The following is a 20,331-nucleotide window of genomic DNA, read 5'->3' on the forward strand; positions in this document are numbered from 1 at the left end:
GAGGGCCCGCCTTCCGGTTCACTCGGACCGGGGGGCGGGCCCTTCGCCGTGCTCGGGTGCCGGTGCCGGCCGGTGCCGGTGCCGGCCGGGCCCGGGCCGGCCGGGTGCCGGGTTCGGGGCCGACGGGTACCCGTGCCGACCGGTGCCCGGCGCTAGCCGAAGACCGTGCAGGAGGCCGCCGGGACGGTGATCGCGCCGGCGCGGCGCGGCAGGCCGGTGCGTTCGTCCACCGCGAACCAGGTCACGTCCCCGGAGCGCTCGTTGGCCGCGTAGAGGAAACCGCCGGCCTCGGTGAGCGCCCGTGGCCAGTGGCCCCCGCAGGGCACCGTGCCGGCCGGCCGCAGCGTCTCGCCCTCGACGGCGAACGCGGTCAGGACGTCCGCGCCGCGGGTCGCGGTCCACACGAACCGCCCGTCGGACGAGACGACCACGCCGGACGGGTAGGCGTCGCCGGCCGGGGCGCCGGGCAGGACCGGGACCTCGGTGAGCGGCCGCAGCGCCCCCTGGTCGGCGTCCCAGCGGCAGACGGTGACGGTCGGCGCGAGTTCGTTGACCACGTAGGCGCGGGTGCCGTCCGGGTGGAAGGCCAGGTGACGGGGGCCGGAGCCGGGACGCAGGGCGGTCTCCCGGTGTACGGCCGGGGCACCGTCCTCAAGGGTGCACACGCGCACCGAGTCGGTGCCGAGGTCCACGCTGACGGCCCAGCGTCCGCTCGGGTCGGGCTGCACCTGGTGGGCGTGCGGGGCCTGCTGGCGCGGCGCGTGCGGGCCGGAGCCGGTGTGCCGGAGCACGCCGGACGCGGCGCGGGCGAGGGTGCCGTCGGGCCGGACGGGGACGGCGGTGACGCTGCCGGAGTCGTAGTTGGCGGTGAGGACGTGCCCGCGGAACAGGCTGAGGTGGGTGGGTCCGCTGCCGCCGACGGACACCCGCGGCCCGGCCGGTACGGGTCCGCCGGGGGTCACGCGGTACGCGGCCACCGCGCCGTCGGCGGTCTCGCTGACGGCGTACAGCGTGTCGCCGCCGGGCGAGAGCGCCAGGTAGGAGGGGTCGGGCAGACCGTTCACGGCGCCCAGGGCGGTCAGCGCGCCGTTGTCCGGGTCGACGGCCGCGGTGACGATGCCGGGGCCGCCGGCCGCCGTGAACGAACCGATGAACGCCCGCCGCTGCCGGCCCGTGCCGCCGCCCTGTGCCACTGCTGTCCCCTCTCGTCACACTGCCACTGCCACTGCCACTGCCGCGCCGCTGTCCCTGAGGTACCCGGTATCCCGAACGTCCCGGGGCCGGGTGCCGGGGAGGTCCCGGGGCTCGGAAGCCCGGGGCCCGACAGTCCGACAGCTCGGAGCCCGAGGCCCGAGGCCCGAGGCTCAAGCGTTCCCGAGCTCCGAACACCCCCGAGGCCCCGAGCACCTCGGCCACGCGCCCGCCGTCCCAGGCGCACCGCGTCGTCCCGGGCGACGGTAGCAGCGATCACTACCGGTCTAGACCAAGCGAGGGGTCAGGCCGCCCGGTCCACACCGAGCGGAGCCGGACCGCGCAGGGGCGCGGCGAGTTCGGCCAGTGCGTGTTCCAGGCCGTGCAGGTGGGCCAGGACCGGCTCCCCCACACCCGCCCGTTCCGCCCTCGCGGGCACCGCGCCGCCGCCGGTGAGCGCCTCGACGGCGGCCTCCACCCGGCGGCACGCGGCGGACAGCCGGGCGTTGTGCGAGGCCTCCGGGTCGGCGGCGACGGTCACCAGGCCGCGGATCTCCCGGGCGCAGTCGTCGAGCAGCGCGAGCACCCGGCGGGCGCGCCGCTTGCGGGTGCGCAACGGGTTGAGCGGGTGCGTCAGCGGGGCCACCGAGAGCCGGACCCGGCCGAGCAGCCGCTCCAGTTCGGCCACGCGCGGCGCCGGGTCGGCGCCCTCGGTCCCGGCGATCCGGGCGGCCGCCTCGACGGCGCAGAGGTGGACACAGCGCAGGGCCCGCTGGATCCAGCCGTCGGTGACGGCGTGGGTGGTGACCGGCAGGACGAGAAGCACCGCGAGCACCGCGCCGAGCGCGCCCACGGCGGTCTCCGCCAGGCGCAGGGCGAGCAGCGCCGGGGTGAGCACGTCCAGCAGCCCGTAGAGCAGTTCGGCGAGCAGGGTGACGCAGAGCATCATCCAGGTGTACGAGACGGCGGCCGTGTAGAAGATGCCGAAGACACAGGCGGCGGCGAGGACGGCGCTGGGCAGGGCCGCCCCGTCCACCGGGACGGCGACGAGCAGGCCGAGGCCGATGCCGATCACCGTGCCGGCGACCCGGCGGAAGCCGCGGACCAGGGTCTCGCCGCGCGAGGTGGTGTTGACGAAGACCCACCAGGTCGCGCCCACCGCCCAGTACCAGCGCTCCGCGGACACCAGCTGCCCCACGACCAGCGCGAAGCCCGCGCCGGCCGTCGCCTGGACCGCCTGGCGGGTGGTGACGCGGGCGAGCCCGGTGCCGCCGGGCAGGACGGGCACGTCGGGTGCCGGGAGGCGGCGCTCGTAGCACCACAGCCCGAAGCGGACCGCCGCGGCGGTGGCCACGGAGAGCAGGACGGCGGCGTACTGCCCGGGGAGGTGTCCCGGGGTGGTGTGCAGGAACTGGGCCACGAAGTAGGTCATGAAGGCGAAGACGCCGAGGCTGTGGCCGCGCGGCCCCCAGCGCCGGGCGTACACGCCCGCGCCGGTGACGGCGAGGAAGGCGAGGTCGCGGGCGACGGGCTGATCGTGCAGGACGGCCGCGACGGCGAGCACCGGCAGGCCGACGGCCGGCAGCAGCGCCGTGGTGACCGCCTGCCCGCGGACGGTGGCGTCGGTGACGGTGAACAGGGCGAGCAGCGCGGCGAGCCCGCCGGCGATCGCCCCGGCGAGCGGCTGTCCGGCCAGCCCGCAGACGGTGACGGCGGCGCCGATGCCCAGCACGGCCCGCGCCGCGAACCGCAGCCGCGTCCGTCCCGGGTCCGGCGCGACGAACATCCTCTTCAGCACCACTGGCCTCCCCCTTCCGCGTACGTCCGGTCCACCGGCGGCTGGAACCGGCAGCAAAAAAGCGCCACGGACTCCTCCGCAGCGCCATCGACCCGTCCATCACAGCATCCCGCCCACAGCTGGATCAACAGTTTCCGTTTCCATTGGGCCAATGGCACAGCGAATGAGGTCTTACGATGTCCAGGGGCCGACCAACGGCCCAGGTACCGCACGCGCGACGGAGGACCTCATGGCCGTGGACGAGCTGGACACCCGCATCCTGCGGCTGCTGCTGGAGCAGCCGCGCACCAGCGTCCGCGAGTACGCCCGCATCCTCGGCGTCGCCCGCGGCACCGTGCAGGCGCGGCTGGACCGGCTGGAGCGGGACGGCGTGATCACCGGCACGGGCCCGGTCCTCTCCCCCGCCGCCCTCGGGCACCCGGTGCTCGCCTTCGTGCACATCGAGGTGACGCAGGGGCACCTGGACGACGTGGGGGACGCGCTCGCCGAGGTCCCCGAGATCGTCGAGGCGTTCTCGATCACGGGCGGCGGGGACCTGCTGACCCGGGTGGTGGCGCGGGACAACGCCCATCTGGAGGATGTGGTCCAGAAGCTGATCAGCCTCCCCGGCGTGGTCCGCACCCGCTCGGAGGTGGCGCTGCGCGAGCGGGTCCCGCACCGGCTGCTGCCTCTGGTGGAGTCGATCGGCCGTACCCGTCAGTACCGTTGACGCCCTCCCGTCCCTTGCCTGCCTCCTGGGCGACCCTCCGAACATCGTCCGACATGCCGAACGCGCCGACCACGCCGAACGCACCGTGAGTGCGAAGGAACGAGGAGCACACGGCAGCGCCCCTCTCCCGGCGGTCCCTCCCGCTGGCCGCGGCGATCACCGCCGGAACGCCCGGACTGTCGCCAGGTCTTCCGTGCCAACGCCGGCCTGTCCACGCTCGGCGCGGTCGCGCCCGGCGGCTGGGAGGGGCTGGACGGCGAGGCCAACGGCAATCTGCGCCGGCACTACACCGGGCACTTCCTGACGCGTCGCGACGCCGTTCCGGCCGCGGGTGGAGCGGGCGCTGGACGACCCGTCGACGCAGGCCCTCACCCTCGGCCCGGTCAACCTGGTCGCGCGCTCGTCCTCGACCGGGTTCCTGGAGGTCGGCCTGTACGGCGGCGCGGGACTCTCCGGCGACCTGCTGCCCGCGCTCACCCCCGTGCCCGGCGAGCCGCTGCACTTCACGCTGGACGGGCTCGACGGCGTCCAGTGGGCGCCGTTCGCCGAGGGGACCGAGGACCCGGCACACGTCTACGTCCGGCGGGCCGAGCCGCGGATCGTGTTCGGCGGCACCGACGCGGGCGACGCCAACCCCGCGCGGGCGAACGGCACCACGCTGCTGGACGAAGTGTGGGCCGGGGCGCCGTTCCGGAGCAAGGACGCCCTGGTGCGGCGGGTGCGGTCCGTCGTGGCCGGGTGGGTCGCCGACGGACTGCTCGGGCGGGCCGACGGTGAGCGGGTGGTGGCGACGGCGCGGGGGGGGCGTCGTACGCGGCCTGAGGGAACTCACGTGGCTGACGGGACTGAGGAGGCTGGCGGGACTGGCGGGACTGGCGACCGTATGAGGTTTTGCCCGGAACGCTGATCGGTTCGCGGGGCGCGTCCGTATCTCCTGGTGTCCCAGCCCGCCTCGACCCAGGAGGCACGATGCGCCTCACGCGCGCCACCGCGGGCACCGCCTTCGTGTGCGGTGCCCTGCTGCTCACCCTCACCGCGCTCGCCTACCCGACCATGCTCGGGGTGCGGAACACCACCGGTGGCCCGGTCCGTGTCATCGCCGACACCCGGTACGGTCCGCTGACCGAGGCCGACCGGGACTTCGTGGTCAAGGTCCGGGCCGCGGGGCTGTGGGAACACCCGCTGGGGCTGCTGGCCATGGAGCGGGGGACGACACCGGAGATCAGGGAGGCCGGTGAGCACCTGGTCGTGGGGCACGCCCGGCTCGACGCCACCTGCCGCAAGATCGCGCCGGAGCTGGGCGTCGCGCTGCCCAACCGGGCCTCGCCCCAGCAGCAGCAGTTCGTGGCGACCGTGGAGGGGACGGCGGGCAAGCAGTTCGACACCACCGCGGTCAACATCATGCGGGTGACCCACGGGCAGATCTTCCCGGCGATCGCCAAGATCCGCGCCAACACCGAGAACAGCCTGGTCCGTCAGCTGGCCGACCAGGCCAACGACACCGTCCTGGACCACATCACGGTCCTGGAGAAGACCGGCCTGGTCAACTTCGACCAGGCCAACCTCCAGCAGACCGCCCCGCCGCGGCTGCCCGCGGCCCAGGTGACGCCGCCGGCGCCGCAGCCGGGGGAACCGGTGGTGTCCCTCACCGAGCCGCCGGGGCTGGAGGTGAACACGGTGTCGCCGACGCCGAGTCCCGCGGTGCGGTGAGCCGCAGGAAGGTCACGAACGGCGGCGGGGCTTGCCGCGCCGGGCGCCGCCGCCCCGCTTGGCCGGGGTGGCCTGCTTGCCTGCGCCGGCGCCGGGCTTGCGGCGCCCGTCGGCGCGCCCGCTCTTCTTCGGCGCGGACTTGGGCGGCTGCGGCTCGGTCTGCTGGCGGCCGCGGGTGCTGTTCACGGTCCGGCCGCGGACGATGCCGATGAAGTCCTCGACCAGGTCCGTGTGCGCGTCCTGGGGCCAGGACAGCGCCACGCCGGACTGGGGGGCGTCGGTGACCGGGCGGTGGGTGAGGTCCTTGCGGTGGTGCAGACGGGCCAGTGACAGCGGCACGACGAGCACGCCGACCCCGGCCGCCACCAGTTCAACGGCGTCGGCCGTGGTGGCGGGGCGCTCCAGGGCGGGCCGCCCCGGCGGCGTCTCCCAGCCCAGGACATCGTCCAGGGGGTGGAACACGATCTCGTCGGACAGGTCCGCCAGGGTCACCTCGTCGGCCGCCGTGACGACGTGGTCCTTGGGGACCACCACGACGGTCGTCTCGGTGTAGAGGGGGATGGCACTGAGCACGTCGCGGTCGACGGGCAGCCGCACCAGGCCCGCGTCGGCGGCGCCGTCCAGCAGCGCGCCGGGCGCCTCGGCGGCGCTCACCTGGTCCAGGGACAGCGGCACGTCCGGCTGCCGCTCGCCCCAGACGCGCACCCACTTGCCGGGCATCACCCCGGGGACGTAGGCGAGGCGGAACGAGAGGGAGTCTTCCGAGGCTGTCACCCGGCCAGGTTACCGGGCCGCCCGGCCCGATCCCCGGCCCGGCTGATCGGCCCGGCCGCCCGGCCCGGCTGATCGGCCCTGGTGATCGGCCCTAGTGATCGGCCCGGTCGCCGGACGTGGTCGGCGCTCGGTCACCCGCTCGATACCCTGGTCGCCATGACCGAGCACCAGAGCACCCAGACGATGAAGCCCGCCACCGCGGCGAAGAAGCTGGGTGTGTACCTCGACGCCACGCCCACCGAGTTCCAGGAGGGCACCGTCTCCCGCGCCGAGCTGAACGCACTCCAGACCGACCCGCCCCAGTGGCTGCGCGACCTGCGGCGCGACGGCCCGCACCCCCGGCCGGTGGTCGCCGCCAAGCTGGGCGTCTCCATCGCCGGACTGCGCCGCGGCGGCGTCGACGACGCCCTCACCACCGAGCAGATCGAGGCGCTGAAGCAGGAGGACCCCGAGTGGCTCCGGCGGGAGCGTGCCACGCAGGCCGAGGTCCGCAAGGAGACGGCCCGGGTGAAGAAGCTGCGCGCCGAGCGGGACTGAACAACCGGCCCGGCCGCCGGGTTCAGCCCTCCGCCTTCTGCTCCGTACGGCTCCACGCGTACTGCAGCCAGTCGGACACGGCGACGGCGCTGAGCCCCGCGCAGACCAGCCGGGCGGCCCGGGGAGCGCAGGCGTAGGTGGCGACGAGCCCGCCCGCCACCCAGGCGGAGGTGCAGAACGGGCAGGAGACCAGGTCACCGACGGCCCGGCGCAGGCCGTTGCCGCGCGGCGCGTCGTTGACCTCGGTGCCGTGGCTGTCGGACTCTCGCTGGGTGAAGGGCGCCCGCAGGAAGCTGGTGACCTTGTCCTTGGTCAGCAGACGGGACGCCTTGAAGGTGGCCGTCCCCAGCAGGGCCAGGTCCCAGGGCGGGACCCCGTCGGGCAGGCGCACCCCGCGCCGGCGCGCCGTCCACGCGAACAGCCCCAGGCCGGTCGCGAAGGTGCTCGCGAGCGTCGCGTAGCCGCCGAGGGGCGTGCCCTCCTCGTCGCCGTAGACCCGTTCGTTGTCCGTCATGCGTGCCTCCCCGTGGCCGTCTCGCCGGTCCTGCCGAACAGGTCGGCCCAGTCCGGCGGGAGCTGCTCCAGCAGGTGGCCGACCTGTCCCTCGGAGACCGTGTCGGCCACCGTGGACAGGACGGCGCTCGAATCCCATTCGGCGGTACGGGGGCGCGCGCCGGTCTGCCGCGCCACCCGCCGGAGGAACTCCTCGCGGTCGAACGACTCGGGGCGCCCCCGTTCCAGGCGCAGCGCGTCGTCCAGCGGTGCGGGCAGCTGCGCTGCCAGGTCACCGGCCTCTTCCGGCACGATCCGGGAGGCGAGGACCCACAGGACCGCTTCGGTGACCTGCTCGGCCTCCTCCTGGCTGTGGTACTCCCCGCGGTCACGGACTTGGGCCAGGAACTCGTCCACCCTCACGGCCTGCCTCCTCGCTCGATCTTCCGCCCGGGTGCCCGCTCCCCGGACGGAGTAACCGGCGGCACCGCTCTCATCCGGGCCCGCGCGACGGCCGTCGGCGAGCGCGCTGCGCGAGGCCGAGCGCCAGGTCAACGGGATCGTCCCGGAAGAGGGCCCGTCCGGCTGCGACCCGCTCCCGGCGGGCGGGACCGTCGGGGGCGAGCCGGCCCAGCGCCGCCAGCAGTTCCGTGGCGTCCGCGGCGGTCTCCGAGACGCCCAGCGCGGCCATGGCGCGGACGCCGTCGGCCCCGTGGCCGGGGATCGGACGGTGGCCGACCACCGGCAGTCCGGCGGCCAGCGCCTGTACGGCGGTCTGGCCGGCCGCGTTGTCGACCAGGGCGCGGGCCGCGTGCAGCAGTCCGGGCATGTCGGTCACCCAGCCCAGGGCGAGCACGCCCGGGACGCGGGACAGGGCGCGGCGCAGCCGCTCGTCGGCACCGCACAGCACCACCGGCAGCCAGCCGTGGCCGGCCAGCAGCCGGACGGTGGCGTCGAGGTGCGAGGCGACGCCCCAGGCGCCGGAGGTCAGCACCACGGGGGGCCGTCCGGGGCCGTGCCGGGCGAACCGGCGCCGCCACTCGGCGGCCCCGGGGGCCTCGGCACGGAACGCCGGGTCCACGACGGGACCGCACGCCAGGGCCGGCGCCCCGGTGCTCCGGCGGGCCGCGCGGGCGGACTCGTCGCTGAGGCACAGGTAGTGGTCGTTGCCGGGGTGCAGCCACTGCCGGTGCGCCACGAAGTCGATCACGAACACGACGCTGGGCACGGACAGCCGGCCCCGGGCGCGGAGGTGGCCGGTCAGCTGGGCACCGAGGTGGAAGACGGGGACCACGACGTCGGCCCGCGTCCGCTCGGCCAGCCGGCTCAGCCGGTCGCCGGCCAGGCGGGCCAGGGGGGTGCCGCTGGGACGGCGTCCGGGGCCGGGGCGCAGGAACAGCCGGTACAGGGCGGCGTAGGCCCAGGGAAAGTGCCGTACCGATCCGCGGTAGAAGTGCCGCAGCCCGCCGCCGAGGCCGTACGGCAGCAGGGTGAGCACGTCGACGACCACCGCGTCGCCGCCCCGCTCACGGGCCCGGCGTACCAGCTCGGCGGCGACCGTGTCGTGTCCGGCGCCCATCGCGGCGCTGACCACCAGCAGCCGCCCGGCGGGCCGGGAGGACGCCGGGGCCGGCCGGCGGGGCGTGGACGGGCTGCTGGGGCGCACGGCTGAGGGAGTAGCCCGCCCGTCGCGGGCCAAACCGCCATCGGCCGGGCGTTTCGGACGACCCTGGTTGGATACTCCGACACCGCCCCGTCCCGCCGGACGCCACGGCGCCGAACGCCCGCACGGTGATCCGGCCCGCTGCCGAGGTGGTCGACCATGGTCTCCGCGTTCTCCCGCCCCCGGTCCGCGGCCGCGCCGTCGGCCGCCTCGCCCGCCGCGTCCGAAGCGGCCGTGGCACGGATCCCGCGGCGCACGGGCCGGGCGGACCCGCGGACGCGTACGGCGCTGGTGACGGGGGCCTCCTCCGGCATCGGCGCGGCCCTGGCCCGGCGGCTGGGGGCCGAGGGCACCTGGGACCTGGTGCTGACCGGCCGCGATCCGCAGCGGCTGCGCGCCGTCGCCGACGCGTCGTCGGCGACCGCCCTCGCCGTCGACCTCACGGCTCCCGGGGCCGACCGCCGGCTCGCCGACTTCACCCTGGCGACACTGGGTCCGGTGGACCTGCTGGTGGCCGGTGCCGGGATCGGCTGGGCCGGGGAGTTCCGCGAGATGCCGACGGACACCATCGACGAGGTGATCGACACCGACCTGGTGGCCACGGTACGGCTGGTGCGGCTGCTGCTGCCGGACATGGTGGCGGCGGGGACGGGGCGGGTGGTGCTCGTCGGGTCGCTGGCGGGCTGCGTGGGGGTGCGGGGCGAGGCCGTGTACTCCGCCGCCAAGGCGGCGCTCGGCGCCTTCGCGGACGCCCTGCGACAGGAGTTGCGCGGGAGCGGGGTGGGCGTCACCCATGTGATCCCGGGCGTCGTCGACACGCCCTTCTTCGAACGCCGCGGCGCGCCCTACCGGCGGTCCCGGCCCCGCCCTGTCCCACCGGAGCGCGTGGCCGACGCGATCCGTGACGCGGCGCTCCGGGGCCGGGACGAGGTGTACGTGCCGGGCTGGCTGCGCCTGCCGGGCCGGATCCACGGCGCGGCACCGGGCCTCTACCGGCGGCTGGCCGCCCGGTTCGGATGAGCGGGCGGCCGGCCCGGGTGGCCGGGGGTGCGCGACGGTGAGTGCGCTCACCGTCGTCCTCGCGCTGTTCGCCGCGCTGTCCAACGCCGCCGCGTCGGTACTCCAGCGGCGGGCCGCCGCGCAGGACGCGCAGGACGCGGCGCCGGGCCATCCGGTCCGCTGGCTGCTGCGGCTGGTCCGGGACCCGTACTGGGTCGGCGGTGCGGCGCTGCTCGCGGTGACGACCGTGCTCCAGGCGGCGGCGCTCGCGGTCGGCAGTCTGGCCGTCGTGCAGCCGCTCATGGCCAGTGAGCTGCTGTTCACCCTGGTGGTCGGCAGCGTGGTGTTCCACCACCGTCCCGACTCGACGACCTGGCTGGCGTTCGGGGCGCTGGCCGTCGGGCTGGCCCTGTTCCTGGGGGCCGCCTCGCCCGCCGAGGGTCAGGACACCGCCACGCCGGGCCGGTGGGCGGCGGCCGGGCCGGCGGTGCTCTGTGCGGTGACCGCGCTGGCCGCGACGGGGCGGCTGACCCGTGGCGCCCCGCGTGCCGCGCTGTTCGGTTCGGCCTCCGCGGTGGCCTTCGGGGGGACGGCCGCGCTGCTGAAGGAGGTCACCGGCCGGTTCCCCCAGGGCGCGGGCGCCGTACTGACGCAGTGGCCGCTGTACGCCACCGGGTTCGTGGGCGTGATCAGCTTCCTGCTGCTCCAGAGCGCGTTGCGCGCCGGGACGCTCGCCGCCTCGCAGCCCGCGCTGACCCTCGGGGACGCGCTGACCAGCGTGGCGCTGGGCTGGGCTCTGTTCGGGGAGGAGATCGCCCTCGGTGTGCGGCTCCTGCCGGAGCTGATCGGGGTGGCGCTCATCGGCCTCGGCAGCCTGGGGCTGGCCCGCGCGCCGTCGGTGCACGGCGCGTGGGACACCGCGGCGGCGGCGCGCGACGGTCCGGGCGGCGGAAACGGCTCGGTACGGAGATGATGCGAGGCATGGGCCGCCGTCCGCCGAGGCCGGCAGGCCGCGGGGGCATCACGCCGGCCCCGGCACAGCCCCAGCCCTCTGTCCCTGTCCCCCTCGTCCCTGTCCCTCTCGTCCCTGTCCCTCCCTGTCTCCCTGCCTCAGCCTCAGCGAAGGAGCCCGCCGGATGAGCGACCGGTCCCGTGCCCTGCGCGCGGCCTGCGCCGTGGCGCCGTTGGCCGTGGCGCTGGCCCATGTCGGTCCGGCCGCCACCTGGCTGCCGGGGCCGCGCCGCCGCTGGCTGCCCGGTCTGGCCGGCGCGGGCCGCCCCGGCCATGTCGCCCTCACCTTCGACGACGGCCCCGACCCGGTCTCCACTCCGCGCTTCCTCGACGCGCTGGACGATCTCGGCGTGCGGGCGACGTTCTTCGTCCTCGGCGAGAGCGTCGCCCGCCATCCGGGAGTGGCCGAGGAGACGGTCCGCCGGGGACACGAACTCGCCGTCCACGGCTGGGCCCACGACCGCCCCTGGCTGCCGTCGCCCGTCCGGGACGCCCGTGAGCTGGTCCGCGCGGCGCGGTCGGTGCGCGACGTCACCGGCCGGTGGCCGTACTGGTACCGCCCGCCCTACGGCATCCTCACCTCCGGACGCTGGGCTGCCGCCCGGCGCGCGGGGCTGCGGCCGGTGCTGTGGACGGCGTGGGGCAAGGACTGGCGGCGGGACGCCACGCCCGCCTCGGTGCGCCGCACGGCCGCGGCGGACCTGCGGGGCGGCGGGACGCTGCTGCTGCACGACAGCGACCACGCCTGCGCCCCGGGCAGTTGGCGCGCCACGCTGGCCGCCCTGCCCGCCGTCGTCGCCGACTGCCGCGCGGCGGGCCTGGCCGTGGGGCCGCTGGCGGGGCACGGCACGGTGTGAGCCGCTCGTACCCCCGCCCCGCGTCTCAGGCCGCCGCCCCCGTCAGGTCCCGGTGGATCGGCGCGGCCGAACCGGTGAGCGGTACGCCCGTGCCGCCCCGCCGGGCGGCGACGATCTCCGCCGCGATGGACAGCGCCGTCTCCTCGGGAGTACGGGCGCCCAGGTCGAGGCCGATCGGGGAGCGCAGCCGGGACAGCTCGCGGTCGGTCAGGCCGGCCTCGCGCAGCCGCCGGGTGCGGTCGGCGTGGGTGCGGCGCGAGCCCATCGCGCCGACGAACGCGACCGGCATCCGCAGCGCCTCGGTCAGCAGCGGCACGTCGAACTTGGCGTCGTGCGTGAGCACGCACAGCACTGTCCTCGCGTCCGTGGCGGTGCCCCGCAGATAGCGGTGCGGCCAGTCGACGACGATCTCGTCGGCCTCGGGGAAGCGGGCCGCCGTGGCGAAGACGGGCCGTGCGTCGCACACCGTCACGCGGTAGCCGAGGAACTTGCCCGCCCGGACCAGGGCCGCCGCGAAGTCGACCGCGCCGAACACGATCATCCGGGGCGGTTCCACACTCGACTCGACGAGCAGCGAGAGCCCGCCGGGGCAGTGCGAACCGTCCTCCGACAGACCGACGAGGCCGGTGCGGCCGGCGTCCAGCAGGGCGCGGGCCTCGGCCGCCGCCGTGGGGTCCAGGTCGGGGTGGCCGCCGAGGCCGCCCTCGTACGACCCGTCGGGCCGCACCAGCAGGGCGTTCCCCAGCAGCTCCGCCGGGCCTTCGACGATCCGGGCGAAGGCCGCGGGGCCCTGGCCGGCGGCGGCCGTCAGGGCCGCCTCGAAGACCGTGCGGGACGGCGCGTCCGCGCGGACCGGTGTGACCAGGACGTCGATGATGCCGCCGCAGGTCAGCCCCACCGCGAAGGCGTCCTCGTCGCTGAAGCCGAACCGCTCGCGCACCGTCCGGCCGTCCTGGAGGGCCTGGACGCACAGGTCGTACACCGCGCCCTCCACACAGCCGCCGGAGACGGAGCCGATCGCCGTGCCCTCCCCGTCGACGGCGAGGGCGGCGCCCGGACCGCGCGGGGCGCTGCCGCCGACGGACACGACGGTGGCGACGGCGAAGTCGCGGCCCTCGGCGGCCCAGCGGTGCAACTCGCCGGCGATGTCAAACATGGCCGCCCGCCTCGATGACGCGGTCAGGGCGGATCGGCAGGTGCCGGTGGCGGACGCCCGTGGCGTGCCAGACGGCGTTGGCGATGGCCGCCGCGACTCCGACGATGCCGACCTCGCCGACGCCCTTGATGCCCACCGGGTCCTCCGGGTCGGGGTCGTCCACCCAGTCGGCCTCCAGGCGGGGTACGTCGGCGTGGGTGGCGACGTGGTAGCCGGCGAGGTCGGGTCCGTAGAGACCGCCGAAAGCGTGGTCGCGGACCGCTTCCTCGTGCAGGGCCATGGAGATGCCCCAGGCCATGCCGCCGAGGAGCTGGTTGCGCGCGGTGAGCGGGTTGACGATCCGGCCGGCCGCGAAGATGCCGAGCATCCGGCGCACCCGTACCTCGCCGGTGGCGGTGTCGACGGCGACCTCGGCGAACTGGGCCCCGAACGAGTGCCGTTCCTTGTGCGCGAGGGCCTCGAGCGCCTTGGTGGTGTCGGACCGCACGGTGATGCCCTCGGGCGGGATGCCGGTGCCCAGGGCGAGCCGCTCCCGCAGTTCGGTGGCGGCCGCGTCGACCGCCCAGGCCCAGGAGCGGGTGCCCATGGAGCCGCCGGCGATCCCGGCCGGCCCGAAGTCGCTGTCGCCGATGTGCACCCGGACCCGGTCCGGCGTCGTCTCCAGCGCGTCGGCGGCGACCAGGGTGATGGCGGTACGGGCGCCGGTGCCGATGTCGGCGGCGGCGATCCGCACGGTGAAGGTGCCGTCGGGCTCGGCGGTCACCAGGGCGGTGGAGGGCAGGGCGCCCGAGTGGAAGGAGCCGGCGGCCGTGCCGGTGCCGAGCAGCCAGCGTCCCTCGCGGCGCACGCGGGGACGCGGGTCGCGGTCCGCCCAGCCGAAGCGGCGGGCGCCCTCGCGGAAGCAGGCCGCCAGGTTGCGGCTGCTGAACGGCATGCCGGAGACCGGTCCCGTCTCCGGCTCGTTGCGCAGGCGCAGTTCGATGGGGTCGAGGCCGCACCGCTCGGCCAGTTCGTCGAGGGCCGCCTCCAGGGCGAACGACCCGGGTGCCTCGCCCGGCGCGCGCATGTAGGTCGGGGACGGCACGTCGAGCCGGACGACGTCGTTGACCGTGCGGTGCGCGTCGGCGTCGTACATCACCCGGGCCACGGCGGTGCTGGGCTCGATGAACTCGTAGACGGTGGACGTCTGGTTCAGCGAGCGGTGTTCCAGGGCGCGCAGCCGGCCGTCGGCGCCGGCGCCGAGCCGGACCCGCTGGGCGGTGGGGCTGCGGTAGCCGGCGAGGGAGAACATCTGGCGGCGGGTCATGACGACACGGACCGGCCGGTGGAGGACGGTGGCGGCCATCACGGCGGACACCTGGTGGGCGCGGACGCCCTTGCTGCCGAAGCCTCCGCCGATGTGCTCGGAGCGGACGTGGACCGCGGACTCGTCCAGCGAGAAGATCTTGGCCAGTTCGCCCTGGACCCAGGTGACGCCCTGGTTGGAGTCGACCACCTCCAGCCGGCCGCCGTCCCAGTGGGCCGTGGCCGCGTGCGGCTCCATCATGCTGTGGTGCTCTTCGGGGGTGGTGTACTCGGCGTCCACGACGTGGGCGGACGCGGCCAGTTCGGCCTCCAGGTCGCCCTTCTCCGTCACGGCGGGCATGAACCCGCCGGCGGGATAGGCGTCCGCGCGGTCCGCCGAGAGCGCGGTGTCGTGCGGCTCCTCGTCGTAGTGGACGACGAGGGACTCGGCGGCCTCGCGGGCCTGTTCGGGCGTCTCGGCGACGACCAGGGCGACCGGCCAGCCCATGTGCGGCACCCGGTCGTGCTGGAAGACGGCGGCGGTCGGGTCGGGGACGCCCATCGTGCCGACGTAGTCGGACTCCACGCGCGGCGCGTTGCCGTGGTGCAGCACGGCGAGCACGCCCGGCATCTCCAGGACGGGGCCGCTCTCGACCGCGCGGACGCGGCCGCGGGCGACGGTGGAGAGGACCAGCCAGCCGTGGGCGAGGCCGGCGAAGGGGATCTCGCCGGCGTACCGGGCGGCCCCGGTGACCTTGTCGCGGCCCTCGACGCGGGTGTGGGCGGTGCCGACGGCGCCCTTCGCCGCCGTACGGCCGGTGGTGGCGGTGGTCATCGGGCGGCCTCCTCGGTGAGCTGCGTCAGGACGGCCACCACGAGGTTGCGCATGAGGGTCACCTTGTATCCGTTGTGGGGCAGGGGCCGGGCCGCCGCCAGTTCGGCGTCCGCGGCGGCGGCGAAGGTCTCCGCGTCGGCGGGGGCGCCGGTCAGCGCGTGCTCGGCCGCGTGGGCCCGCCAGGGCCGGGAGGCGACCGCGCCGAAGGCCAGCCGCGCCTCCCGCACGACGCCGTCGTGGACGTCGAGCGCGGCGGCGACCGAGCCGATCGCGAAGGCGTAGGAAGCGCGTTCGCGCACCTTGCGGTAGCGGGAGCGGGCGGCGACCGGGGCGGGCGGCAGGGTCACCCCGGTGATCAGCGCGCCCGGCGGCAGGGCGGTCTCCCGATGCGGGGTGTCGCCGACGGGCAGATAGAAGTCGGCGAGGGGCAGCTCTCCCGGTCCTTCCGCCGTCTCGTAGGAGACGACGGCGTCGAACGCGGTGAGCGCCACGCCCATGTCCGAGGGGTGGGTGGCCACGCAGTGGTCGGAGGCGCCCAGGACGGCGTGGTTGTGGTGCTCGCCGCCGAGGGCGGAGCAACCGCTGCCGGGGACGCGCTTGTTGCACGGCCGGGCGGTGTCGGTGAAGTAGCCGCAGCGGGTGCGCTGGAGCAGGTTGCCGCCGACGGTGGCCATGTTGCGCAGCTGCCCGGAGGCGCCGGCGAGGACCGCCTGGGACAGCGCGGGGTAGCGGCGGCGGACCTCGGGGTGGGCGGCGAGGTCGCTGTTGGTGACGGTCGCGCCGATCCGCAGGCCGCCGTCGGGGGTGGCCTCGATGCCGTCCAGGGGCAGTTCGCGGACGTCGACGAGGAGGCCGGGGCGTTCGACGCCGGTCTTCATCAGGTCGACGAGGTTGGTGCCGCCGCCGAGGTAACGGGCGTCCGGGTCGGCGGCGAGCAGGGCCACCGCGCCGGGGACGTCGTCGGCGCGCTGATAGCCGAACTCCCTCATGCCGCCGCCTCCTCGGTGCCGTGCGTGCGCTCCTCGGCGGCGCGGGCCACCGCGTCGACGATGGAGACGTAGGCGGCGCAGCGGCACAGGTTTCCGCTCATCCGCTCCCGGATCTCCTCGGGTGTCAGCTCGGGCGGCCCGGCCTCGGGCCGTACGTCGTCGGTGGCGGCGCTCGGCCAGCCCGCCGCGTGCTCCTCTATGACGCCGACGGCCGAACAGATCTGGCCGGGCGTGCAGTAGCCGCACTGGTAGCCGTCGAGGTCGAGGAACGCCTGCTGCACCGGGTGCAGCCGGTCGCCGTCGGCCAGGCCCTCGACGGTGGTGATCTCGCGTCCGTCGGCCGCGACCGCGAGCTGCAGACAGGCCACCGACCGGCGCCCGTCGATCAGAACCGTGCAGGCCCCGCACTGTCCCTGGTCGCAGCCCTTCTTGGTACCGGTCAGGTCGAGCCGCTCGCGCAGCGCGTCGAGCAGGGTGGTGCGGTGGTCGACGGTCAGGGGGTGCTTCTCGCCGTTGATGTTCAAGGTGATGGCGCTGTACGTCGGCGAGGGCGCTGAAGCCATGGGGCAGCCTTCTTCATACGTCAGGGAACGAGGGGGTGGCGCTGTACGAGAGAGTTGGGCTCGGGAAACATCTGGGGGGGGAGGCACGACACGGCGAGGGCCGCCCGCGGCCGGTGGGCCGGGGCCTGTGGCGCGTGTCGCGCACATGGATATGCTGACGTCAACCGGACAGCTGTCCGCTGGGAAAAACGTAACGGACAGCTGTCCGGTTAGCAAGGACGGGATTCGGACAGGAACCCGCGAGGAGGACTGGTGGAACAGCCGGGGCACAAGGCGCCGTTGCGTTCGGACGCGCAGCGCAACCGTGAGCGGATCCTCGCAGTGGCGGTGACCGAGCTGACGCGGTGCGCGAACGCTCCGTTGAGCGCCATCGCCAAGAAGGCGGGGGTCGGCCAGGGCACGTTCTACCGCAACTTCCCCAACCGGGAGGCGCTGGTCCTGGAGATCTACCGCCACGAGATGGGGCAGGTCGCCGACAGCGCGGCCGCACTGCTCGCGGAGCGGGACCCCGAACAGGCCCTGCGCGCGTGGCTGGATCATCTCGCCCGCTTCGCCCTGACCAAGGCGGGTCTGGCCGAGGCCATCCGGCAGGCCACCTGCGCCCCGGACGGCCCGGCCAAGCCGGAGCCCTCCCCGGTGCTGGCCGCGGCCGAACTCCTGCTGCGCGCCAACGAGGAGATCGGCACCATCCGCCCCGGCGTCACCGCGGACGACTTCTTTCTCGCCATCGCGGGCCTGTGGCAGATCGAGCCGCACAACGACTGGCAGACGCGTGCCACCCGGCTGCTGGACTTCGTCATGGACGGGCTGCGGACGGGCGCGCCCGGGAGGTGAATGCCCTCCCTGTCCCCTTCAGTGGCCCCCTGCCCCTTGCGAGCGCACAGACGCCCCTTCGTGCATCTGTGCGCCCCCGTGTGGGGGGACATGGGGCGGCCACGCGCCGTTGAGCCGGGCAGAACAATGATTCGAGCAGCGGCCCGGTGAGCGGTCACCGGGCTCGTCCGTACGTCGGCTGAGGCAGGTGGTGTCCCATGAGCGAGGCCGTGTCCGCGACGGAGCGCGTCTGGACGACCGGTGTTGCGCCGGGCATATTACCGTTCTTAGGAAACGCTATCGCACTGTTCCGGCGCCCGCTGGACTTCCTCGAAACTCTCCCCGCGCGGGGCGACTTGGTCGAGCTGCGTCTGGGACCGCGCCGGGCCTGGATGGTCTGCGACCCGGACCTGGTCCACCGGATGCTCAAGGACCCGCGCACCTTCGACAAGGGCGGCCCGCTGTACGACCGGCTGCGCGGGCTCATGGGCGACGGCCTGGTGACCTGTCCTCATCACGAGTACCGACGGCAGCGCAGGCTGCTGCAGCCCGCGTTCAGTCCCGCGCGGGTGGCCCGGTGCACCGGGGTCATGGGCGCGGAGGCCGCGTCGGTGGCCGGCTCGTGGCGGCCGGGACAGCGGGTCGACGTGACGGCGGCGATGGTCGCCCTGACCACAGGGGTCACCAGCCGGCTGCTCTTCTCCGACTCCCTGGACGCCGGAAGGGCCGCGACGGTGCGCGACTGTCTCGCGGTGATCGTCCGGGGGCTGTTCGTCCGGACGGTCCTGCCCGTGGACGCCCTGTTCCGGCTGCCCACTCCCGCCAACCGGCGCTACCGGAGCGCGGTGTCACGGCTGCACACGCTGGTCGACGCCATCATCGCCGAGCGCCGCAGCGGCGCGCCCCGTGACGACCTCCTGGGCACCCTGCTGGCGGCCACGCGCGCGGACGGCGAGCGAGGTGCCGGACCGGCGGCGCCACCCGGACCCGCCGAACCGCTCACCGAGCGGGAGGTCCGCGACCAGTTGGTCACGCTCCTGCTCACCGGCGTCGAGAGCACCGCCATGTGTCTGGCCTCCGTGTTCGGCCTGCTGGCGGACCATCCGGAGGCGGAGCGCCCGCTGCACGAGGAACTGGACACGGTCCTCGACGGCCGGTCCCTGCCCGGCCCCGAGGAGCTGACCCGGCTCGTCCACACCCGCGCCGTGGTCACCGAGACCCTCCGGCTGCGCCCGCCGGGCTGGCTGTTCACCCGGCTCACCACCCGGGAGACCGAACTGGGCGGGCACCGCCTGCCGCGCGGCGCCACCGTCCTCTACAGCCCCTATCTCCTGCACCACCGGGACGATGCGTTCCCCGAGCCCGAGCGGTTCCGTCCGCAGCGGTGGCTGCCGGGACGGGCGGCCGACGGGGCGGGCGGGGCCGGCGGAGCGCTGCTGCCCTTCGCGGCGGGCAGCCGCAAGTGCATCGGCGACACGTTCGCCATGACCGAGGCCGTCACCGCCGTGGCCGTCATCGCCCGCCGCTGGCGGCTGCGCTCACCGTCGGGTCCGGTCGGCCGGCCGCGCCCGGCGGCCACGCTGGGCCCCCGGTCGCTGGTCCTGGTCTGCGCACCGCGGGCACACCTGCCGGGCAGAGCGCCCGCACCCCTGGACGACGCCCCGCAGACCGGACTTCCGACAGGCAGGTGACGACGTATGACGACGCGGGTGACCGATATGACGGGCATGGTGCAGATGACGAAGGCGACGGAGCAGGCGCGCGAGGAGGTCCCGGCAGGGACGCCGGGAAGCAGCCTCAAGGAACTGATCGAGGCCACGCTCCACATGCCCTTCCCGCTTCTGGCCAACCCCCATGAGCGGCGCGCGGCGGCCGGCGTCGACACCTGGCTGCGCCGCTGGGGGCTGACCGACGACCCGGCGGTCGCGGACATGATCGTCCGGACCCGTCCGGCCCAGCTCGCCTCGTACAACAGCCCGACGATGGACACCGGTCTGCTCCAGCTGGTGGCCGATCAGATCGCGTACCAGTTCGTCTTCGACGACCGGGCGGAGGAACTGGGCCGCTCGGGGCCGGGCGCGCTGCTGCCGATGGTCTGCGAGAGCGTGGCGATCCTGCGGGACGGCGAGCCGCCGGTCACCCCGCTCGGGGCGGCCCTGACCGACCTCCACCGGCGCGTACGGGAGCGGTGCACGCCCGCGCAGGCGGCCCGCTGGGCCTGGAACAGCCGCGAGTACGTGCACGGACTGCTGTACGAGGCGGTGGCGCAGAACCACTCGCTCCCGCCGAGGATCTCGCTGGTCACCTCCATCCGGGCGCTGATCGCCGGGGTGGAGCCGTTCTATCCGCTGTGCGAGGCCGCGCAGCCCGAGGAACTGACCGCGCGGGAACTGCACCACCCGGTGATGCGGCGCCTCGCCAGGCTCTCGGCCGACGCGGCGGTGTGGATACCCGACCTGTTCTCCGCGGTGAAGGAACACCGGACGGGCGGCCTGATCAACCTCGCGCTCGCCTACCGTCGGACGCAGGACTGCTCCCTGCCCCAGGCGGTCGTGCTCGCGGTACGGCGGATCAACGCCACGATCGAGGAGTTCCAACGGCTGCGCCGCGTGATCGCCCCGGAACTGAGCCCCGCCGGCGCCGGGTACGTCGAGGGCATGGCCGGGTGGATCCGGGGCTGTTACCACTGGTCGCGCGTGGTGCCGCGGTACGCGGAGACAGCGGGGGTACCGGTGGGGTCGGTGGGGCCGGTGGCGCCCGTGGGGTAGTGACACCGGCCGGTGCCGCCTGACGCCGCCCGACACCGACGGCCGCCGAGCGGGGGGGGCGATTCGAGCCCCGCTACCCACCCGGAGCCCGCCCTATACACCAGCGAAGCCGGATTCACCCATCCTCGTCGAACCTGTCTCAGAATCCGGGCAGTCCGGCTCCGCCAGGGCGTACGCTCGGC

At 75.2% G+C, this 20,331-nt stretch carries 19 protein-coding genes and 1 pseudogene; 10 read left to right on the plus strand and 10 right to left on the minus strand.

The window, feature by feature from the left end; genetic code table 11:
- Positions 1-152 precede the first annotated feature (152 nt).
- On the minus strand, positions 153-1,193 hold the full coding sequence (locus ACZ3IG_RS32440) for a lactonase family protein (RefSeq protein ID WP_467436575.1): 1,041 nt from the start codon (positions 1,191-1,193) through the stop codon (positions 153-155).
- A 302-nt stretch (positions 1,194-1,495) separates the two neighbouring features.
- Positions 1,496-2,989: an FUSC family protein gene (locus tag ACZ3IG_RS32445; protein ID WP_467436672.1), complete on the minus strand. Its 1,494-nt coding sequence runs from the start codon at positions 2,987-2,989 to the stop codon at positions 1,496-1,498.
- Positions 2,990-3,218: 229 nt separating this feature from the next.
- Between ACZ3IG_RS32445 and ACZ3IG_RS32450 the strand changes: the two genes are divergently transcribed.
- The 3 genes and pseudogenes from ACZ3IG_RS32450 (at position 3,219) to ACZ3IG_RS32460 (ending at position 5,408) form a co-directional block, all read left to right on the plus strand.
- Complete coding sequence (locus ACZ3IG_RS32450; protein WP_467436576.1) at positions 3,219-3,698, plus strand: Lrp/AsnC family transcriptional regulator; 480 nt, start codon at positions 3,219-3,221, stop codon at positions 3,696-3,698.
- Positions 3,699-4,002: 304 nt separating this feature from the next.
- A pseudogene (locus ACZ3IG_RS32455) lies at positions 4,003-4,497 on the plus strand (beta-L-arabinofuranosidase domain-containing protein); the annotation flags it as partial.
- Between the two features lie 170 nt (positions 4,498-4,667).
- Positions 4,668-5,408: a DUF4142 domain-containing protein gene (locus ACZ3IG_RS32460; RefSeq protein WP_467436578.1), complete on the plus strand. Its 741-nt coding sequence runs from the start codon at positions 4,668-4,670 to the stop codon at positions 5,406-5,408.
- Positions 5,409-5,420: 12 nt separating this feature from the next.
- On the opposite strand, the gene ACZ3IG_RS32465 is transcribed toward ACZ3IG_RS32460, so the two are convergent.
- Positions 5,421-6,182 carry a LysR substrate-binding domain-containing protein gene (locus ACZ3IG_RS32465; RefSeq protein ID WP_467436579.1) on the minus strand — a complete coding sequence of 254 codons (762 nt, stop codon included), beginning with the start codon at positions 6,180-6,182 and terminating at the stop codon, positions 5,421-5,423.
- Between the two features lie 156 nt (positions 6,183-6,338).
- Between ACZ3IG_RS32465 and ACZ3IG_RS32470 the strand changes: the two genes are divergently transcribed.
- Positions 6,339-6,719, plus strand: a complete 381-nt coding sequence (locus ACZ3IG_RS32470; protein WP_467436580.1) for a DUF5997 family protein — start codon at positions 6,339-6,341, stop codon at positions 6,717-6,719.
- 22 nt (positions 6,720-6,741) lie between these two features.
- Here ACZ3IG_RS32470 and ACZ3IG_RS32475 read toward each other — a convergent pair whose 3' ends face one another.
- The 3 genes from ACZ3IG_RS32475 to ACZ3IG_RS32485 all read right to left on the minus strand — a co-directional run bounded on the left by ACZ3IG_RS32475 (position 6,742) and on the right by ACZ3IG_RS32485 (position 8,877).
- A complete protein-coding gene (locus ACZ3IG_RS32475; RefSeq protein WP_467436582.1) occupies positions 6,742-7,233 on the minus strand; it encodes a DUF1360 domain-containing protein in 492 nt (163 codons plus the stop codon).
- Positions 7,230-7,634 carry a DUF2267 domain-containing protein gene (locus tag ACZ3IG_RS32480; RefSeq protein WP_215169506.1) on the minus strand — a complete coding sequence of 135 codons (405 nt, stop codon included), beginning with the start codon at positions 7,632-7,634 and terminating at the stop codon, positions 7,230-7,232. The genes ACZ3IG_RS32475 and ACZ3IG_RS32480 overlap by 4 nt, the downstream gene beginning before the upstream one ends.
- A 70-nt stretch (positions 7,635-7,704) precedes the next feature.
- The gene (locus ACZ3IG_RS32485) at positions 7,705-8,877 is read right to left on the minus strand and encodes an MGDG synthase family glycosyltransferase (protein WP_467436583.1); all 1,173 of its coding nucleotides are present in this window, start codon (positions 8,875-8,877) and stop codon (positions 7,705-7,707) included.
- Positions 8,878-9,033: 156 nt separating this feature from the next.
- Between ACZ3IG_RS32485 and ACZ3IG_RS32490 the strand changes: the two genes are divergently transcribed.
- The 3 genes from ACZ3IG_RS32490 (at position 9,034) to ACZ3IG_RS32500 (ending at position 11,741) form a co-directional block, all read left to right on the plus strand.
- A complete protein-coding gene (locus ACZ3IG_RS32490; RefSeq protein ID WP_467436584.1) occupies positions 9,034-9,894 on the plus strand; it encodes an SDR family NAD(P)-dependent oxidoreductase in 861 nt (286 codons plus the stop codon).
- A gap of 37 nt (positions 9,895-9,931) precedes the next feature.
- The gene (locus ACZ3IG_RS32495) at positions 9,932-10,846 is read left to right on the plus strand and encodes a DMT family transporter (protein WP_467436585.1); all 915 of its coding nucleotides are present in this window, start codon (positions 9,932-9,934) and stop codon (positions 10,844-10,846) included.
- A 163-nt stretch (positions 10,847-11,009) separates the two neighbouring features.
- Positions 11,010-11,741, plus strand: a complete 732-nt coding sequence (locus ACZ3IG_RS32500; RefSeq protein WP_467436586.1) for a polysaccharide deacetylase family protein — start codon at positions 11,010-11,012, stop codon at positions 11,739-11,741.
- Positions 11,742-11,766: 25 nt separating this feature from the next.
- On the opposite strand, the gene ACZ3IG_RS32505 is transcribed toward ACZ3IG_RS32500, so the two are convergent.
- From ACZ3IG_RS32505 to ACZ3IG_RS32520, 4 genes are read right to left on the minus strand one after another with little or no spacing between them, the layout of a single operon-like run.
- Complete coding sequence (locus ACZ3IG_RS32505) at positions 11,767-12,897, minus strand: XdhC family protein (RefSeq protein WP_467436587.1); 1,131 nt, start codon at positions 12,895-12,897, stop codon at positions 11,767-11,769.
- The gene (locus ACZ3IG_RS32510) at positions 12,890-15,016 is read right to left on the minus strand and encodes a xanthine dehydrogenase family protein molybdopterin-binding subunit (protein ID WP_467436588.1); all 2,127 of its coding nucleotides are present in this window, start codon (positions 15,014-15,016) and stop codon (positions 12,890-12,892) included. The genes ACZ3IG_RS32505 and ACZ3IG_RS32510 overlap by 8 nt, the downstream gene beginning before the upstream one ends.
- On the minus strand, positions 15,013-16,005 hold the full coding sequence (locus tag ACZ3IG_RS32515; protein WP_467436590.1) for an FAD binding domain-containing protein: 993 nt from the start codon (positions 16,003-16,005) through the stop codon (positions 15,013-15,015). Before ACZ3IG_RS32515 ends, ACZ3IG_RS32510 begins: the two co-directional genes overlap by 4 nt.
- Positions 16,002-16,568, minus strand: a complete 567-nt coding sequence (locus ACZ3IG_RS32520; RefSeq protein WP_467436591.1) for a (2Fe-2S)-binding protein — start codon at positions 16,566-16,568, stop codon at positions 16,002-16,004. Before ACZ3IG_RS32520 ends, ACZ3IG_RS32515 begins: the two co-directional genes overlap by 4 nt.
- A 252-nt stretch (positions 16,569-16,820) precedes the next feature.
- On the opposite strand from ACZ3IG_RS32520, the gene ACZ3IG_RS32525 reads away from it, so the two are divergent.
- The 3 genes from ACZ3IG_RS32525 to ACZ3IG_RS32535 all read left to right on the plus strand — a co-directional run bounded on the left by ACZ3IG_RS32525 (position 16,821) and on the right by ACZ3IG_RS32535 (position 20,149).
- Positions 16,821-17,402 carry a TetR/AcrR family transcriptional regulator gene (locus ACZ3IG_RS32525; RefSeq protein WP_467436592.1) on the plus strand — a complete coding sequence of 194 codons (582 nt, stop codon included), beginning with the start codon at positions 16,821-16,823 and terminating at the stop codon, positions 17,400-17,402.
- Between the two features lie 197 nt (positions 17,403-17,599).
- Positions 17,600-19,072: a cytochrome P450 gene (locus tag ACZ3IG_RS32530; RefSeq protein WP_467436593.1), complete on the plus strand. Its 1,473-nt coding sequence runs from the start codon at positions 17,600-17,602 to the stop codon at positions 19,070-19,072.
- 27 nt (positions 19,073-19,099) lie between these two features.
- The gene (locus tag ACZ3IG_RS32535; RefSeq protein WP_467436673.1) at positions 19,100-20,149 is read left to right on the plus strand and encodes a (-)-alpha-amorphene synthase; all 1,050 of its coding nucleotides are present in this window, start codon (positions 19,100-19,102) and stop codon (positions 20,147-20,149) included.
- Positions 20,150-20,331 lie beyond the last annotated feature (182 nt).

The sequence above is a fragment of the Streptomyces sp. NPDC016677 genome (assembly GCF_055562815.1).

Bases quoted from the DNA above. Each gene is read 5' to 3' on its own strand.
- ACZ3IG_RS32460 (WP_467436578.1), top strand. From the start codon at position 4,668: ATGCGCCTCACGCGCGCCACCGCGGGCACCGCCTTCGTGTGCGGTGCC.
- ACZ3IG_RS32510 (WP_467436588.1), bottom strand. From the start codon at position 15,016: ATGACCACCGCCACCACCGGCCGTACGGCGGCGAAGGGCGCCGTCGGC.
- ACZ3IG_RS32475 (WP_467436582.1), bottom strand. From the start codon at position 7,233: ATGACGGACAACGAACGGGTCTACGGCGACGAGGAGGGCACGCCCCTC.
- ACZ3IG_RS32490 (WP_467436584.1), top strand. From the start codon at position 9,034: ATGGTCTCCGCGTTCTCCCGCCCCCGGTCCGCGGCCGCGCCGTCGGCC.
- ACZ3IG_RS32520 (WP_467436591.1), bottom strand. From the start codon at position 16,568: ATGGCTTCAGCGCCCTCGCCGACGTACAGCGCCATCACCTTGAACATC.
- ACZ3IG_RS32450 (WP_467436576.1), top strand. From the start codon at position 3,219: ATGGCCGTGGACGAGCTGGACACCCGCATCCTGCGGCTGCTGCTGGAG.
- ACZ3IG_RS32505 (WP_467436587.1), bottom strand. From the start codon at position 12,897: ATGTTTGACATCGCCGGCGAGTTGCACCGCTGGGCCGCCGAGGGCCGC.
- ACZ3IG_RS32515 (WP_467436590.1), bottom strand. From the start codon at position 16,005: ATGAGGGAGTTCGGCTATCAGCGCGCCGACGACGTCCCCGGCGCGGTG.
- ACZ3IG_RS32470 (WP_467436580.1), top strand. From the start codon at position 6,339: ATGACCGAGCACCAGAGCACCCAGACGATGAAGCCCGCCACCGCGGCG.
- ACZ3IG_RS32535 (WP_467436673.1), top strand. From the start codon at position 19,100: ATGACGGGCATGGTGCAGATGACGAAGGCGACGGAGCAGGCGCGCGAG.
- ACZ3IG_RS32500 (WP_467436586.1), top strand. From the start codon at position 11,010: ATGAGCGACCGGTCCCGTGCCCTGCGCGCGGCCTGCGCCGTGGCGCCG.
- ACZ3IG_RS32530 (WP_467436593.1), top strand. From the start codon at position 17,600: ATGAGCGAGGCCGTGTCCGCGACGGAGCGCGTCTGGACGACCGGTGTT.